Below are 15,500 nucleotides of genomic sequence, written 5' to 3' on the forward strand. Positions count from 1 at the left end.
AAAGCGATTTTTCCACCGCATATCCACGGCCCTTGAGCCGGAAACAGCCGCCGGGAGCCAGCATGAGCGACTATAAAAAGACGTTGAATCTTCCGCACACCGCCTTTCCCATGAAGGCCAATCTGGCGCAGCGAGAGCCGGAACTGCTCAAAAAATGGGCTGAAATCCAGGCCGGCGAGGCCATGATTGCCGCCTCGGGCAGCCGGGGCGACTATGTGTTGCACGACGGCCCCCCCTATGCCAACGGCCATATCCACATGGGCACGGCGCTGAACAAGATTCTCAAGGATATTGTGGTCAAATCGCGCAACATGCAGGGTTTTGCGGCGCGCTATGTGCCCGGCTGGGACTGCCACGGCCTGCCCATTGAGCATAAGGTGGAACAGGAACTCAAGGCCAAAAAAAAAGAACTGCCCGCGCATGTGGTGCGCAAGCTCTGCCGCGAGTACGCGGCCAGATGGATCGACATCCAGCGCGAGGAATTCAAGCGCCTGGGCGTGCTCGGGACCTGGGAAAAGCCCTATATGAGCATGGACCCGGCCTATGAGGCCACCACGGCCCGCGAACTGGCGGACTTTGTGGAAAAAGGCAGCGTGATCCGGGCCAAAAAACCCATTTACTGGTGCTGCTCCTGTCACACGGCCCTGGCCGAAGCCGAGGTGGAATACTACGACCACACTTCCCCCTCCATCTATGTACGCTTTCCCCTGCCCGATCCGGGCCTGAAGAAAATCTTCCCCCAGGCCGATCCCCAGCGGGCCTTTGCGGCCATCTGGACAACCACGCCCTGGACCTTGCCGGACAATATGGCCGTCTGCCTGCATCCGGAATTCAGCTATGTGCTGGTGGAAGCCGGGGGAGCCCAGTACCTGCTGGCCGAAGAGCGCCTTGCGCCCTGCTCCGGCCTTTTCGGCCCGGATCGGCCCACCATTCTGGGCCGGGCCACAGGCGCGCAACTGGAAGGGCTCATGGCGCGCCATCCTTTTTACGACCGCCCCTCGCCCCTGATCCTCGGCCCGCACGTCACCCTGGACACAGGCACCGGCTGCGTGCATACCGCGCCGGGGCACGGCCGCGAGGACTATGAAGCGGGCCTGAAATACGGCCTTGAGATCTACTCGCCCCTGGACGACGCGGGCCGCTTTCTGCCTGCCGTGGAATTTTTCGCGGGCCTCACCGTCACCGAGGCCAACCCCAAGGTCATTGAAAAGCTTACGGAAGTGGGCGCGCTGCTGCATGAGGACACGATCAGCCACTCCTACCCGCACTGCTGGCGCTGCAAGCAGCCGGTGATCTTCCGGGCCACGACCCAATGGTTCATCAGCATGGAAAAGAACGACCTGCGCGGCCGGGCCCTGCAAAGCATTGATCGCTCGGTGCGCTGGATTCCGGCTTGGGGACGGGACCGCATTTACAATATGATCGAATCCCGGCCGGACTGGTGCATCTCGCGCCAGCGCCAGTGGGGCGTGCCCATCCTGGCCCTGCTCTGTGAGGATTGCGGCGAGGCCTGGAACGATCCGGCCTGGATGCGCGACATGGCCGCGCGCTTCGCCAGTCATCCCACGGGCTGCGACTACTGGTACGAGGCCGATGTGAGCGAGATCGCGCCCAGGGATCTCGTGTGCCCGCACTGCGGCGGCCGCCGCTGGAAAAAGGAAACCGACATCCTGGATGTCTGGTTTGATTCCGGCACCAGCTTTGCGGCTGTGCTGGAGGAGCGCCCGGAACTGCGTTACCCGGCCGACCTCTACCTGGAAGGCTCGGATCAGCACCGGGGCTGGTTTCACAGCTCGCTGCTGGCTTCCGTGGGCACGCGCGGGCAGGCTCCCTACCGCGCGGTGCTGACCCACGGCTATGTGGTGGACGGCGAAGGCCGCAAAATGTCCAAATCCATCGGCAACGTCATTGCCCCGCAGGAACTCATTGAAAAATTCGGAGCCGAAATCGTGCGCCTCTGGGTTTCCTCGGTGGAGTACCGCGAGGACATCCGCATTTCGGATCAGATTCTGGGCCGCCTGGTGGACGCCTACCGGCGCATCCGCAATACCTGCCGCTTCATCCTGGGCAACATCGACGGCCTGACCCCGGCGGATCTTGTGCCCCTTGAGGATTTGCTGCCCCTGGATCGTTTTGCCCTGGACACGGCCGCCCGCGTGCACCAGCGCGTGCAACAGGCGTACGCGGAATTTGAATTTCACAAGGTCTACCATACCCTGCACAAGTACTGCGTCACGGATCTTTCCTCCGTGTATCTGGACATCCTCAAGGATCGTCTCTACGCCTCGGGCGCGAGCAGTCGCCAGCGCCGCTCGGCCCAGACGGCCCTCTGTCATATTCTCTGCCTGCTGCTGCGCGACATGGCCCCGGTGCTCTCTTTCACTGCCGAGGAAATCTTCAGCCATCTGCCCCCTGCCCTGCATGGGCCGCAGAGCACGGTCTTTGCGCTGCCCCCGCTCAATGTGCAGCCCTGGCTGCTGGACGAAGGCCACCGCGACGACTGGAACGTGCTGCTTGCCGTGCGCGGCGCGGTGACCAAAGCCATTGAGCCCTTGCGCCGCGACGGCGTGGTGGGGCACTCCCTGGACACCCGGGTGACGCTCTATCTGGCCGACGAGCTGCGCCAACGCCTGGAAAGTCTGGGCACGGATCTGCGCGCGGTCTGCATTGTCTCCCAACTGGAGACGGCCCCGTTGGACGCGGCCCCGGGCACGGCCCTGAGGGATGCGGACGTGGCCGGGCTGGCCATCGGCGTGGAAAAAGCCCGCGGCGAAAAATGCGAGCGCTGCTGGATTTACAGTACGGAGCTGGGCGGCGATCCCGCGCATCCCACGCTCTGCCCGCGCTGCGCGGCAGTGCTGCGCGAGTTTCCGGCACAGGGGGGCGACGGGGAGCACGCGGCCCGATGAAACGCCGTTACCGGATTTTGTTCGGCGTGGCCGCGCTGGTCATGGCCCTGGACCAGCTCAGCAAGTGGTGGGTCATGGCCACTGTTCCCGTGCACCGGCCCGTGGTGGTGATTCCCGGTTTTTTTGATCTGATCAACATCCGCAACCGGGGGGCGGCCTTTGGCTTTTTGAACCGCTCGGATATTGAATGGCAGTTCTGGCTGTTTCTGGCAGCCACCACCGTGGCGGCCTGGGCAATCATCGCCCTGGCGCGCAGCGCCGACGACGAGCCCTGGCTGTTCGCGGCCCTGGGCCTGGTCTTGGGCGGAGCCCTGGGCAATCTTGCGGATCGCCTGCGTTTCAGGGCAGTGGTCGACTTTCTGGATTTGCATGTGGGCGACTGGCATTGGCCCGCCTTTAATGTGGCGGATACGGCCATCTGCCTGGGGGCTTTTCTGGCCTGCTTTGCTCTCTGGCGCAAGCCGTCCGCGCCTGCGGCGGCCGACACGCAAACGTCCGGCAAGGGGGGAAGCGCGGCATGAGCTTCGCGTGGTGGCATCCGCTGGTGGCGTTGATCCCCATGCTCCCCAGTTTCTGGAGCATCTGGCACATCTGGGATCATGAGTTCGAAAGTCCGCAACAGCGCGCGCTCTGGCTGGTGCTGGTCGTTTTTCTGCCGGTACTGGGCGGCCTTGTTTATCTTTTCACGGGCCGCAAAAAAGCCCTGAGAAAAATTCAACGCTGAAACGAGGAGAGCATGAACACATTCCGTTCTTCCCATCTTCTGCCCCTGGTCTGCGCCACCTTGTTTTTGGGCGCCTGCGTGCAGAGCGGTTCAGGCAGCGGCAGTCTGGATCTGGACCAGCGCGTGCAGCAGCACGATATGCAACTGCGGCAAATGCAGCCCGCCCAGGCCGATACCTGGAACCAGCTGCAGACCATGCGCCAGGAGCTGAACACGCTCAAAGGTCAGATGGACGATTTGCAGAATGTGGGCGGCGCGCGCGCCCTGCTTGAACGGGTCAACCGGCATGACGCCGCCTTGCGGCAGGTGGAGAGCAGCATGGCTCTGAATCTCAACCTGGGCGATCCCATGCCCGCAGCCCCGCTCGCTTCTTCCGCAGCCGCGCCCCTGGCGGCCCCTCCCGCAAGCCCCGTGGGAACGCCCATGACCGGCGCTGCGGCAGGCCAAACCGCGCAAGGCAATTACGGCCTGCCCGATCAGGGAGCCTACGGCCAGCCCGCGGGCAGCAGCGGCTATGCCCCGGTCGCGGGTCAGGCCCAGCCCGCCCAGGCTCCGAGCGCGGCCACCTGGGGCCAGCCTTCGCCCCAGCCTGTGCTTCAGGTTCCGCAAAAAGACATTTCCCTGGCGCTCTTTGACGCCGGAGTCAATGCCTTCAATGCCCGCAACTATACGGAAGCCCAGCGCTCTTTCGCGGACTTTCTGAAAAATTACCCAAGCCACAATCTGGTGCCCGACGCCCAGTACTATCTGGCGGAATGTCACTTCCAGCGCAACCAGTTCGCGGATGCGGCCCTGGCCTATGACACGGTGATCAAGAAATATCCCAAATCCACGCACGCGCCCGGCGCGTATCTCAAGCAGGGCATCAGCTTCAGCAAGCTGAACGAGGGGGCCGCGGCCAAAGCCTGCATGCAGGAGCTGATTAAAAAGTTCCCCACCTCGCCGGAAGCCGCGCGCGCCAAAACCTTTCTGAAAACCAACAAGTAAGCGGTATTTTTTGACGCCAGGGCAGAGCATTGCGGCCGTGTTGCGGGCGGCAATGCTCGCTGGCTGGAGGATGCGCGGGCGCGACACCCTGCGGGGGGGGGGCGCAAATTCATTCCGGAACTACAGGCAACCTGCGGCACGGGCGGCGCAGTCGCCGGCCAGGGGCCGAAAGGGGAGCAGACATGGCAGCGAAACAGGCTCAGCCGACTGTCTATAAGTTATTGAGCGCGGACATGCGCCAGGGGCTGAAAAATATTTATCAACAGATTTCCACGGCCTCCGGCGATCAGGCCGTGCCCGCGCCGGAAACCGACGCCCTCTTTCATGAAGCCTCGGATCAATTGGGCGAGGTGCTCAAAGCGACGGAAACGGCCACCATGAATATCATGGAGATCGTGGAAAAGCATCTTGATCTGCAGGCAGAGAGCGCGGCACTGCTGGCCGCCGTGCGCGAGAACACGGCCACGCCCGACCAGACGGCCCGGCTTGTGGAGATCAACCGACAGCTCGGCGACGATCTGACCAGCCTGCTGACCGCCCTGAGCTTTCAGGACATTACGGGCCAGCGCATTAAACGGGTGGTTACGGCGCTGAACAAAATTGAAGACAGCGTGGTGGAACTTTATGTCTCTTCAGGCCTGATCATGGACGGCGCGGAAAAACACCCGGAAAAGGACGCCCTGGCCCTGCAAAGCGAAGCCCAAAAAGCCGTGCAGGATTTTCGCCAGAACCGCAAAGTCACATCCACGCTCAAAGGGCCGGACAAAAACGGCGTCTCCCAGAGCGCCATTGACGACATGCTGGCCCAGTTGGGCATGTAGGAGAACGCCAAGAGAGAGCCCCTCACTCAAAGGGTGTCGGGCGTATTTACCAGCAGACCTTTGTGGACACGCACAGCAAATGGGCAGCGGCCAAACTCTAGAGCAGATTACCTTTGACTTTTTATGAAAGTCAAAGGTGGCATTCAGGCGAAAAACGCGGTTTTCGCCTGAATGTACGCCGCGTTGCGGCGGCTGCCGCTTTCGCGTCAGCAGAGCATTTTCAAAGAGAAAATGCTCTAATACGCGGCCGCCAATCCGTCCCCCCGCAGATCCGCGGCCCCCTGAAGGACGCCGCTCTCGTGGCGCAGAATGGCCCCGGCATGGCCCATCGCCTCGCTGTAGTCTTCCACAGAGCGCACCACATGCCCGCGCTCGCGCAGGCTTTGGGCCACGCTCTCCGGGATGCGCCGCTCCAGCTTGAGATCATTGGACGGCGCGCCCCAACTCCGGCCCAGCAGCCAGCGCGGGGCATTGACAGCCTCCTGCGGCGTCAGGCCGAAATCCACAATCCGGGTGGTCAGCGCGGCCAGGGTCTGCGGCTGGCCCTGGCCGCCCATGCTGCCGTAAATCAGTCGCGGCGTGCCGTTTTTCAGCAGCATGGCCGGGCTCAGGGTGTGCGCAACGCGCTTGCCCGGCTGCAGGCAATTAATCTGCGCCGGGTCCAGGGAAAAGGCGCAACCCCGGTTCTGCAGCAGAATGCCCGTCTCGCCGGCCACCATGCCCGAGCCGAATTCATGGTAAATGCTCTGGAGCATGGAAACCGCGTTGCCTGCCGCGTCCGCCGCGCCCACCCAGACCGTGTCCCCGCCGGGCGCAAGGGGCGGCAGAGGCCCGGCGCTGCGTTCCGGGCTGATGCGCGCGGCCAGTTCGCGCCCGTATGCGGGCGAGAGCAGGCGATCCGCCGGGATGTGCGTAAAGTCCGGGTCGCCAAGGTAACGGTCGCGATCCGCCGCGGCTGCGGCCGTGGCTTCCACCAGCAGATGATAGTAGTCGGCGCTGCCTTCGCCCAGGGCGCGCACATCCATCTGATTAAGGATATTCAATATTTCCAGAGTGGTCAGGCCCTGGCAGTTGGGCGGCGGCGTGCAGGCCTCAAAGTCGCGGTAGGGCACGCGCAGCGGGTCTTGCCAGTCGGCATGGTGATCGGCCAGATCGCCCACCGTGAGCAGGCCGCCGTGCAGCATCATGGAGTCCGCAATGCCGCGGGCCGTGGCGCCGTGGTAAAATTCGTCGGGCCCGTTTTGCGCCAGACGCGCCAGCGTGCGGGCCAGATTTTCCTGCCGCAGCACCTCGCCGCAGGCATAGGCGCGGCCGTCGTCCCTGCAGAAAATCTCGTTGAAGGCGGTGAACTGGTGCAGGCTGCGCCCCGGCCCCTGGTTGCTGGTATCCAGGGCCAGCCAGTAAGCCAGGGATGCGCTGACCGCAAAACCGTCTTGGGCGTAGCCTTGGGCCGCGTCAAGCAGTTGCGCCCAGGCCAGGGGCGAGCCCAGGGAGGCTTTGCTCAGCGCAAAGGCCTCGCCCCAGCCGGAAACCGCGCCGGGCACGGTGTTCACGGCCATGTAGCCGCGCTGGGGCACGGCTTTGAAGCCCCGCAGGGCATAGGCCTTCGGCGTGGCGGCCGCAGCGGCCCGGCCGCTGCCGTTAAGGGCCTTGAGCTCGCCCTTGGCCGCGTCGTAAATCAGCCAGAAATTGTCCCCGCCAAGGCCGCACATGTGCGGATAGACCACGGAGAGCACAGCAGCCGCGGCAATGGCCGCGTCCACGGCTGTGCCGCCCCGGCGCAGGATGTCCAGCCCGGCCTGTGAGGCCAGGTAATGAGGCGTGGTAACCATGCCCCGCAGGCTCTGCGGGTTGATGGCGGCGGAAGCAGTGGCAGCGTAACGGCAGGTCGTGCTCATGCAAGTTCTCCGGCGGCCCGGGCCGCGCGTTGTGCCGCATGCGGGCGATCCCGGCGGCCGGATGAGGAAATGTTTGCTGAAGGCATTTACGCCAGCATAGCCCAGTCCGCGCGCCACGTAAACCCGGCCTCGGCTCCTCCGCCGAAGCGACTCTCAGAGCATTTTTTGATTGAAAATATCCATTTTCAATCACGTCGCGCCATCATTTCCCCGCAAGCGGGACAAGCGCCTGAAAAGCGTGGTGGCTCATTCGGCGCGGGCGTCCGCTCCCGCGACCGCCAGAGCGGTTGCCGTTTTCAACAGCAAACCGCTCTAACGCTGTCGCCAGCGCGGTTAGCTAATTTCATTAGCAAAACGCTCTGGGGCGTTCAGGCCGCGCGTTTTTTGCGCAGCCGTTGCCAGACGCTTTCCAGAATGGACGGCGCGAATATGGCGGAGAGCGGCAGAAAAAGCAGGGCAAAGACGCAGCCGCTGAGAGTCAGGGTCACGCAGGCCGCCCAGATGGGCGGCAGCGGCAGGGTGCGCAGGCAGCAGGCGGAAAGCCACCAGCAAAGCGCAGCGCCCGGCAGGGCGCAGAAAAAGGCCCGCAGGCCCAGCGCGCAAAGTCCGGCAAAGGCCGTGCCGCCCTGCCGCCGCAGCCAGATGCCCGCGAGCCAGAGCACATAGAGGCTCACACTCAGGCCGGAGAGCGCGGCAATGGCCCAGGCGCCGCGCGGCACGGCCCAGTAATGGTACAACGGCAGGCAGGCCAGGGTCATGACCGTGCCGGTCACGGCCGGGGTCAGGGTGTCGCCGTGGGCGTAATAGGCGCGCACCAGAACCATATACACGATCCACAGCGGCGTGGAGGCCAGCATGATTTGCGTGAGCGGCACGGCGGCCTGGGTCTCGGCCGCGCCGAAGCGGCCGCCCTGAAAGATCACGCCCAGAATCGGCCAGGCAGAGGCCATCATCCAGAGCGCGCAGGGGATAATCAGGCCGAGCCCGGCGCGCAGGGCCGTGCGCAGCGTCTGATCAAAGCGCTCCTTGTCGCCCTGGGTGAGCAGAGCCACCAGAAAGGGGTAGGAGGCCACGGCCGCGGCCTGGCCCATCAGGCCCACGGGCACCTGGGCAATGCGCCGCGCGTAGTTGAGCAGGCTGACCGCGCCGTCGCCCGCCAGACTGCCGAAAACGCGCAGAAATTGCTCATCCAGCATGATCACGGTCTGGCCCAGCATCAGGGGCAGGGCCGTGATCAGAAACCGGCGCATCAGGCGGTGCCGCCAGACAAGGCGCAGGCGCAGGCCGCCCCCGGCGGCCACGCACAGCGGCAGGGCAAAAGCGCCCAGGGCCGCGCCCACGGTCACGCCAGCGCAATAGCCGGTCATGCCTCTGGCCTTTGCAATATGCGGCAGCAGCAGGCCGCCGGCAATGATGCAGCCGTTGTAGATCAGCGGCGCCAGGGCCGGCACGCTGAATTGCCGCCGCAAATAGAGCAGGGCCATAAGGCAGGCCCCACAGAGAAAAAATATCTGGGCAGGCAGAATAATCCGCATGAAAAATGCCAGCCGCTGCCATTGCTCCGGCGAAAAGCCGGGCGCCACCAGCCGGGCCAGGGAGTCCGCGGCCAGTATGCCTGCGCCGGTAAGCAGAACCGAAATGGCCAGGGTCCAGAAAAACACGCAGGAAAAAAAGCGCCAGGCATCGGCTTCATCCTCCTCGAAACGGCGCGAGAGCAGGGGGATGATGGTGATCGACATGAAGCCGCCGGCCAGCAGGTAGTTGATGATGTCCGGCACTACAAAGGCGGCAAAGTACATGTCCGCCTCATTGCCCGCGCCGAACTGCCAGGAGATGACCTTGTCCCGCACAAGGCCCATGAGGCGCGAGAGAATGGCGCTTGCAGCCAGAATCAGGGCCGCCGCGCCCATGCGCTGCCGCGCCGCGAGCACTCCCATCAGCGTTTTTTCCCGCCGGCGTGTTTGGTCCGAGTCTCCGCACGGCTCTTGCCCTGCCCGACAGGGCCGCCAGAGCCGCGCCGCGCATGGCCTTTGCCTCTTGCACGCTCCTGTTTGGCGCGCTTGCCCGCGGGTGCGCCGCCAGGGACGTTTGGATTGCGTGAAGTGCGGGAGCGGGGCGAAGCGGAGGAGCCGGGGCGACGCCCTTTTTTCCTCGCGCCCCTGGGCAGTTCCAAAGGCATAAAACGGATTTCCAGGCGTCCGGGGCGCACATCTTCCAGAATGACTTCCAGGCTTTGCCCCAGCCGCCAGATCACGCCGGAATTCCGCCCCAGCAGGCATTGCTGCCGGGCGTCGTACTCATACCAGTCCTCGCCCAGATCTTCCACGCGGATCATGCCTTCCACGGGCATGGCGCTCAGCTCCACAAACAGGCCGAAATCCGTGACTCCGGAAATAACGCCGAAAAAGCGCTCGCCCTCGCGCCCTTGCAGGGCGAGGCAGCCCAGGCGGCGCGCCAGCTCACGCTCGCAATCCATGGCCGCGCGTTCGCGCCGGTTCAACCGATCCCCGATGCGCAGCAGCTTCTGCCCCGCGGGCAGGGGGCTGAGAGCCAGGCCCAGTGAGGCTTTCAAGGCGCGGTGCGTGAGAAGATCCGCATAGCGCCGGATGGGCGAGGTGAAATGGCAGTACGCCTCGGAGGCCAGGCCGAAATGGCCTTCATTTTCCGGCTGGTAGCGGGCCTGGGGCATGGCCCGCAGGCAGAGCCGATCCACCAGGTATTGCCGGTCCGTGCCCTGGGCCTCGGCCAGAATGCCCTGAAGGGATGCGGCCGTGGGTCTGGGGGGCAGGGGTTCCAGGGCCGTGGCTGTCAGCGTGCTGAAAAGACTTTGCAAACGCTCCGGGTCGGGCCGGGGATGCACGCGGTACAGAAAGGGCAGGCCGGACGCCTCAAGATGCCGGGCCACAGCCTCATTGGCCGCGATCATGAACTCTTCGATCAGCCTGTGGGCATCATGGCGCTGGCGAAAGCCGATCTTCCGCACGCGGCCCTGCCCGTCAAAGCTGTAGTCCGGCTCGGGCAGATCGAAATCCAGGCTGCCGCGCGCCTTGCGGGCCGCGCGCAGCACTGCGTAAAGCCGGAACGCCTCGGCCAGCATGGCCAGTATTTCCTTGCCGCGCGGATTTTCAGCCAAAGCGGTCAGGGCTGCCGGGTCCTTGTCCAGCAGGCAGGCTTTGACCTGATCATACGTCAGGCGCGCCGCGGAACGCATGACGGCAAGCGCAAAGCGCGTGGCGCCCGGCTGCCCGTCAGGGGAAAAACGGATCTCGGCCAGCACGGCCAGCCGATCCTCCTGAGGCTTGAGGCTGCACAGGCCGTTGGAAAGGGCAGGGGGCAGCATGGGTTCCACGGAGCGGGGGAAATACCAGGAATTGCCGCGCTCCAGGGCTTCGGCGTCCAGGGCGCTGCGGCCGGGCACATACTGGCTGACATCGGCAATGGCCACCCGCAACAGCCAGCCCTTGCCGCCGGGCAGGCCTTCGACCTGCACCGCGTCGTCAAAATCTCTGGCGTCCGCGCCGTCAATGGTCACCAGGGGCAGGGAGCGGAGATCCTCGCGTCCGGCCAGATCCTTGCGCGAGGGCGCGGCGGGCAGAGCTTCGGTTTCAGCCAGGACAGCCGGGGGAAAGTCGCGCGGGGCCTCGTGGTTCAGTTTGACCAGTTCCTCCTGCACGGCCACGTCGTCCTCGCGTCCGTACGCGCCCAGAAAGCGCGCGCTCCAGAGATCCGAGGCCAGGCGTTCCTGCGGGGCCAGCAGCACCAGCGCGCCTTTTTCCGGCACGGGCGCTCCCGCGGGCAGCTCCGCGTGAAAGGCTGCGGGCAGGCGGCTGTCCGCCGGAGTGCAGGCCAAAAGCCTGCCGGTGCGGCTTTGCACATGCGCCGGCACTTCCTTGAGCCCTCGCTCCAGGACTTCCACGATGCGTCCTTCCGGATTGCGGCCCGGGCCGCGGCCAAAATCCCCGCCGTTGCGCCCCGAAGCGCGGGGGGCCAGCATGACCCGCACCAGATCCTGATGCCAGGCCTCATTGCTTTGCAGGGGATGAATGTAAATATCCCGTGCTGCGAGCGGGCGCGCGCTGCGCCCCGAAGCGCGGGTTTTGCCCGGGGCCTGCTCCGGAGCCGGGATGCTCAGCGGCGTCACGAATCCCCCGCCGTTGCGCAAGGCGCTGAAGCGGCCGATGACGCTTTTCAGGCTCTCGGGCCGGGTCCAGAGACCGCCGCGCAAGCGTACCAGACGCCCTTGCCGCGCCAGTTCGGACAGGCTCGCTTCCAGATTTTTTTTGGCCCTGCGCGGCAGGGCCGCCGCGCGCAGCAGACCGTCGAGGCGCACAGGCCGGGCCTGGCGGTCGAAAATTTCCAACAGCTCTTCGCTGCCAGGGATTGGGGAATCATGGGAACGCGCCAGGTCGTCTTTATGTTTTTTCACTCTGTTCCTGCTGTTGCAGTAGTATGCAAGCAAAGGGGCAAAAGAAGCGGCAAGCGGTAAAGCCGCGTCCTTTTGCCCGCCGATTGTACGGTTTGTGTACTTTTTTCATCCATACAGCCGGCAACATGGCCTGAGAAGAACCTTTCCGGGCATGCTCCTTGCTCACGGCTCTTGCTCCAGAGAGAATACGGCGGAACAAAAGCGGGTCTTGAGGCTTTCCGCCCCGCATGGGGCCGGCCAGGCAATCAGTTCCGGTTGCCCCCGAAAAGCCGCAGCATCATCAGGAAGAGGTTGATGAAGTCCAGATACAGGGTCAACGCGCCCATGATCGCCCCGCGGCGGATGGCCGTGCCGTCATCCAAAGGCGCAGCTTCGCCGAAGCGGCGCAGCTTCTGGGTGTCATACGCTGTAAGGCCGGTAAAGATCAGCACGCCGAGGCAACTGATGATGAAATCCATCATGCTGCTTTTCAGGAACAGGTTTACCAGCATGGCGATGATCAGGCCGATCAGGCCCATGAACAGAAAGCTGCCCATGCCCGTAAGATCCCGTTTGGTTACGGCCCCGTAGACCGACATGGCCAGAAACGTGCCTGTGGTCACCAAAAAGGCATTGGCGATGGACGCAATGGGATAGACCACGAAAATGGACGAGAGCATGGCTCCGGTGAGCGCAGAGTAAAGCAGAAAGAGGCCTGTGGCCGTGCCTGCCGACATTTTATGCACCGCCGCGGAAAGCGCAATGACCAGAGCAAACTGGGCCACGATCAGGCCGATCATCACCAGGCTGTTGCCCAGAATCACATCGCGGATGGCCGGGGACGTGGAAACGGCGTAGGCTACCACCGTGGTCAGAGCAAGGCCCGCGGTCATCCACTGATAGACCTGGCGCATATAGATGGAAACGGCGTTGACGCCGCTCTGGGCGATACTGCGGGTAGTCGGTGACATATGTCCTCCAGAAAGACTGTTGATGGCTGAGCAAAACATGCGCAAAACCGCGCCCCGGCATTCCGCTGCGAAGCCGGGCGGAGACCGTTTTTTCGGACTCCTTTGGGCATATTACATGACTCCGCTCCTGTTTAGCAAGTGCCCGCGTCTTGCCCGCCGCTGCCGGGCGTGTTAGGTTCAGAGCAGTTGCACCGTGAAGCTGCTCTGCCGGCGCGAGAGCGACAGCCGCATCATTCTTGAAAAAATGCCTTTTTTTCGCTGACGCGGATTGAATCTGGATACGTTCAATCAGAAAATGCTCTCACAGCACGGCAGGATGTGAAAGCTCCGCCGCGCTCATGAAAAAACCTGTCGCATGTAAGGAGTTGACCATGAAATTACCCCGCCTGCGCGTTCTTTCGGCTCTGGGGCTGGCCTTGTGTCTGGCGCTTGGCCTGGGCCTTGCGCCTTTCTTCCCGGCTGCCGCCCGCGCTGCCTCGTCCAATCCGGCTCAGTCCGCGGATCCGGCCGTCAGGCTGGAAACAAGCCTGGGAGACATTGTGGTGCGCCTGGATGCCCGCAAGGCTCCGATCAGCACCGCCAACTTTATCCAGTATGTCAAATCCGGGCACTATGACGGCACGATTTTCCACCGCGTGATCAAGGACTTCATGATCCAGGGGGGCGGCATGACCGCCGAGCTGAAGGAAAAGCCCGCCCGCGCGCCCATCCGCAATGAGGCGGACAACGGGCTCAGGAACCGGAAATACACTATTGCCATGGCCCGCACCGCGGACCCCCATTCGGCGGGTTCTCAGTTCTTCATCAATACCAGGGACAACGCTTTTCTGGACTTTAAAAGCCAGACGCCCCAGGGCTGGGGCTATGCCGTCTTCGGCAAGGTAATCAAGGGGCAGGACGTGGTTGACAAGATTGCAGGCGTGACCACCGGCAAAAAGGGTTTTTATGAAGATGTGCCCACTACGCCAGTGATCATCAAAAAAGCCACGGTCATTGAATAGAGCGGTTTGCTGTTGAAAACGGCAACCGCTCTGGCTGCCGCTCCCGCGGCCGCCAGAGCAATTTCAAAGTGAAATTGCTCTAAAAGCAAGATGCGCTACCGCGCGGTCAGGGCCGCGAAGCGGCGCATACTCAAATGGCAGACCGATACGGCCAGGGCGTCCGAAACATCCAGAGCCCAGGCGGCCTCTTTGACGTTGAGCAGGCGCCTGACCATAAAGGCCACCTGTTCTTTTTCCGCCCGGCCCGTGCCCACCAGGGATTTTTTGACCAGCGTGGGCTCATAGTCGCTGATACATACGCCGTGCGCCGCGCAGGCGGCCACGGCCACGCCTCTGGCCTGGCCCAGTTTGAGCGCGCTGGCCGCGTTTTTGGCTGTAAACACCTGCTCTATGGCAGCCTCGTCGGGCCTGAAGCGGCTCATGACCGCCGTAAGCTCATGGTAAATGCGGGCCAGGCGCTCGGAAAACGCACTGCCCGCAGAGGCCGTGCGCACAATGCCGCAGTCCACGAGCTGCAAAACGCCCGAGACTTCGCGCACCACGCCCCAGCCCGTGCGCTGCGAGCCGGGATCAATGCCTATGACGGTAACTGGCTGCATAGACGGTCACGCTTTTGCCTTTTGTTCCGCTGTAGCCCGTAAGGGCGTACCATAGCGACCGCAACGGCAACAAGGTATTTCGGCGCAGCGATCGTAACACAGAAAACGAAGTCTTGGTGTCAGATGGCACTAGAGCATTTTGCTTTTGAAGTTACCCAATAAATCCCAAGAAGTCCAAAAATATCTATTTAACATGCTATTTCATTATGTTAAATATATCTCTTTGCTTCATGCCATCCACCCAAATCCTCCAGAATCCACAAAAATTGTTGGTAGACACGTTGGTAGCCTTTTGGTAGGTCTGGGCTGTCAATGACGGCGTTTCCCAAGGTCGGGCAGTGCTGCCCCCGACCCTGGGAAACTGAGCGGGGTTCCCCCTCTCAGCTACCGGCATATTTCTTGTCATACCTTGTATCAGAAGGATTTTTCAGGAATATGCTGGTAGCGGTCAGTCCAACCGTACCAAAAACACCACTCTGGAGGTGCCGGATGAAACTGACCGACACATTCATACGGCATGTCATAGCCAACGGCAAGATTCAGAAGCATTCGGACGGCGGCGGTCTGTTTCTCTACGTCACGCCCACGGGCAAAAATCGTGGCGGTTGGCGTACCGCTTCGCGGGCAAGCAGAAGCTTCTTTCCCTTGGGCCGTATCCGTCCGTGGGCCTGCGCGAAGCACGGGAAAAACGGGAAGAGGCCAAAAAGCTGCTGCGGGAACATACCGATCCCAGCGAGGCCCGACGCCAGGCCAGAGAAGCGGCGGCGGAAGCGGCCCGCAACTCTTTCGAGGACGTGGCGCGGGAATGGTACGCCAAATATTCAGCGAAATGGGTTCCCGCATACCAAAAGGCGGTCATCCGCATCATGGAGGAAAACCTCTTCCCCCACATTGGCAAACGTCCCGTCAACGCTATTACCCCAAGGGAACTGCTGGCCGTTCTCCGGCGGGTGGAAGAACGGGGTGCGTTGACCATAGCCCACAAGGCGCTGCGCGATGCCGGACGGATTTTCCGTTACGCCGTTGTCACCGGCAGGGCGGAACACGACATTGCCGCCGATTTGCGCGGCTCACTCGCGCCCACAGCCAACGGTCACCATGCGGCCATCACCGAACCCGTTGCCGTGGGCGAACTGTTGCGCAAAATCTACGCCTATGAGGGGAACTTTTTCATCTCTCGCGCCC

The 15,500-nt window shown here is 63.1% G+C and carries 12 protein-coding genes; 7 read left to right on the forward strand and 5 right to left on the reverse strand.

The genetic code is table 11. From position 1 onward, the window contains the following. Positions 1–62: 62 nt before the first annotated feature. From ileS to G7Y52_RS04155, 5 genes are all read left to right on the forward strand, one after another. Entirely contained in the window at positions 63–2,909 is a 2,847-nt protein-coding gene (ileS, locus tag G7Y52_RS04135; RefSeq protein WP_165066529.1) for an isoleucine--tRNA ligase, read from the forward strand. Then, positions 2,906–3,430, forward strand: a complete 525-nt coding sequence (lspA, locus tag G7Y52_RS04140) for a signal peptidase II (protein WP_165066532.1) — start codon at positions 2,906–2,908, stop codon at positions 3,428–3,430. Before ileS ends, lspA begins: the two co-directional genes overlap by 4 nt. Further along, positions 3,427–3,633 carry a PLDc N-terminal domain-containing protein gene (locus G7Y52_RS04145; RefSeq protein WP_165066535.1) on the forward strand — a complete coding sequence of 69 codons (207 nt, stop codon included), beginning with the start codon at positions 3,427–3,429 and terminating at the stop codon, positions 3,631–3,633. Before lspA ends, G7Y52_RS04145 begins: the two co-directional genes overlap by 4 nt. Positions 3,634–3,645: 12 nt before the next feature. Beyond that, positions 3,646–4,620, forward strand: coding sequence for a tol-pal system protein YbgF (gene ybgF, locus G7Y52_RS04150; protein ID WP_165066538.1), 975 nt, complete (start codon positions 3,646–3,648; stop codon positions 4,618–4,620). Between the two features lie 182 nt (positions 4,621–4,802). Beyond that, entirely contained in the window at positions 4,803–5,441 is a 639-nt protein-coding gene (locus G7Y52_RS04155; RefSeq protein WP_165066541.1) for a protein phosphatase CheZ, read from the forward strand. A 236-nt stretch (positions 5,442–5,677) separates the two neighbouring features. Here the strand turns inward: G7Y52_RS04155 and ggt are convergent, their stop codons facing one another. The 4 genes from ggt to G7Y52_RS04175 all read right to left on the reverse strand — a co-directional run bounded on the left by ggt (position 5,678) and on the right by G7Y52_RS04175 (position 12,715). Further along, entirely contained in the window at positions 5,678–7,339 is a 1,662-nt protein-coding gene (gene ggt / locus G7Y52_RS04160; protein ID WP_165066544.1) for a gamma-glutamyltransferase, read from the reverse strand. A gap of 368 nt (positions 7,340–7,707) precedes the next feature. Then, complete coding sequence (gene murJ / locus G7Y52_RS04165; protein ID WP_165066547.1) at positions 7,708–9,276, reverse strand: murein biosynthesis integral membrane protein MurJ; 1,569 nt, start codon at positions 9,274–9,276, stop codon at positions 7,708–7,710. Beyond that, entirely contained in the window at positions 9,276–11,765 is a 2,490-nt protein-coding gene (locus G7Y52_RS04170; RefSeq protein WP_165066551.1) for a VacB/RNase II family 3'-5' exoribonuclease, read from the reverse strand. The genes murJ and G7Y52_RS04170 overlap by 1 nt, the downstream gene beginning before the upstream one ends. 245 nt (positions 11,766–12,010) lie before the next feature. Next, a complete protein-coding gene (locus G7Y52_RS04175; protein WP_165066554.1) occupies positions 12,011–12,715 on the reverse strand; it encodes a Bax inhibitor-1/YccA family protein in 705 nt (234 codons plus the stop codon). 371 nt (positions 12,716–13,086) lie between these two features. Between G7Y52_RS04175 and G7Y52_RS04180 the strand changes: the two genes are divergently transcribed. Further along, positions 13,087–13,716, forward strand: a complete 630-nt coding sequence (locus G7Y52_RS04180; protein WP_165066557.1) for a peptidylprolyl isomerase — start codon at positions 13,087–13,089, stop codon at positions 13,714–13,716. Positions 13,717–13,811: 95 nt separating this feature from the next. Here G7Y52_RS04180 and ruvC read toward each other — a convergent pair whose 3' ends face one another. Continuing rightward, positions 13,812–14,315, reverse strand: coding sequence for a crossover junction endodeoxyribonuclease RuvC (ruvC, locus tag G7Y52_RS04185; RefSeq protein ID WP_165066560.1), 504 nt, complete (start codon positions 14,313–14,315; stop codon positions 13,812–13,814). Positions 14,316–14,797: 482 nt separating this feature from the next. On the opposite strand from ruvC, the gene G7Y52_RS04190 reads away from it, so the two are divergent. Then, the coding region (locus G7Y52_RS04190; RefSeq protein ID WP_346773708.1) for an integrase arm-type DNA-binding domain-containing protein at positions 14,798–15,500 on the forward strand (703 nt) is incomplete at its 3' end.

Source organism: Desulfovibrio sp. ZJ200, assembly GCF_011039095.1.
In the GTDB taxonomy this organism is placed as follows: domain Bacteria; phylum Desulfobacterota; class Desulfovibrionia; order Desulfovibrionales; family Desulfovibrionaceae; genus Desulfovibrio.

Excerpts from the sequence above, each read along its gene's own strand:
- ileS (WP_165066529.1), top strand. The coding sequence starts at position 63 with ATGAGCGACTATAAAAAGACGTTGAATCTTCCGCACACCGCCTTTCCC.
- lspA (WP_165066532.1), top strand. The coding sequence starts at position 2,906 with ATGAAACGCCGTTACCGGATTTTGTTCGGCGTGGCCGCGCTGGTCATG.
- G7Y52_RS04145 (WP_165066535.1), top strand. The coding sequence starts at position 3,427 with ATGAGCTTCGCGTGGTGGCATCCGCTGGTGGCGTTGATCCCCATGCTC.
- ybgF (WP_165066538.1), top strand. The coding sequence starts at position 3,646 with ATGAACACATTCCGTTCTTCCCATCTTCTGCCCCTGGTCTGCGCCACC.
- G7Y52_RS04155 (WP_165066541.1), top strand. The coding sequence starts at position 4,803 with ATGGCAGCGAAACAGGCTCAGCCGACTGTCTATAAGTTATTGAGCGCG.
- ggt (WP_165066544.1), bottom strand. The coding sequence starts at position 7,339 with ATGAGCACGACCTGCCGTTACGCTGCCACTGCTTCCGCCGCCATCAAC.
- murJ (WP_165066547.1), bottom strand. The coding sequence starts at position 9,276 with ATGGGAGTGCTCGCGGCGCGGCAGCGCATGGGCGCGGCGGCCCTGATT.
- G7Y52_RS04175 (WP_165066554.1), bottom strand. The coding sequence starts at position 12,715 with ATGTCACCGACTACCCGCAGTATCGCCCAGAGCGGCGTCAACGCCGTT.
- G7Y52_RS04180 (WP_165066557.1), top strand. The coding sequence starts at position 13,087 with ATGAAATTACCCCGCCTGCGCGTTCTTTCGGCTCTGGGGCTGGCCTTG.
- ruvC (WP_165066560.1), bottom strand. The coding sequence starts at position 14,315 with ATGCAGCCAGTTACCGTCATAGGCATTGATCCCGGCTCGCAGCGCACG.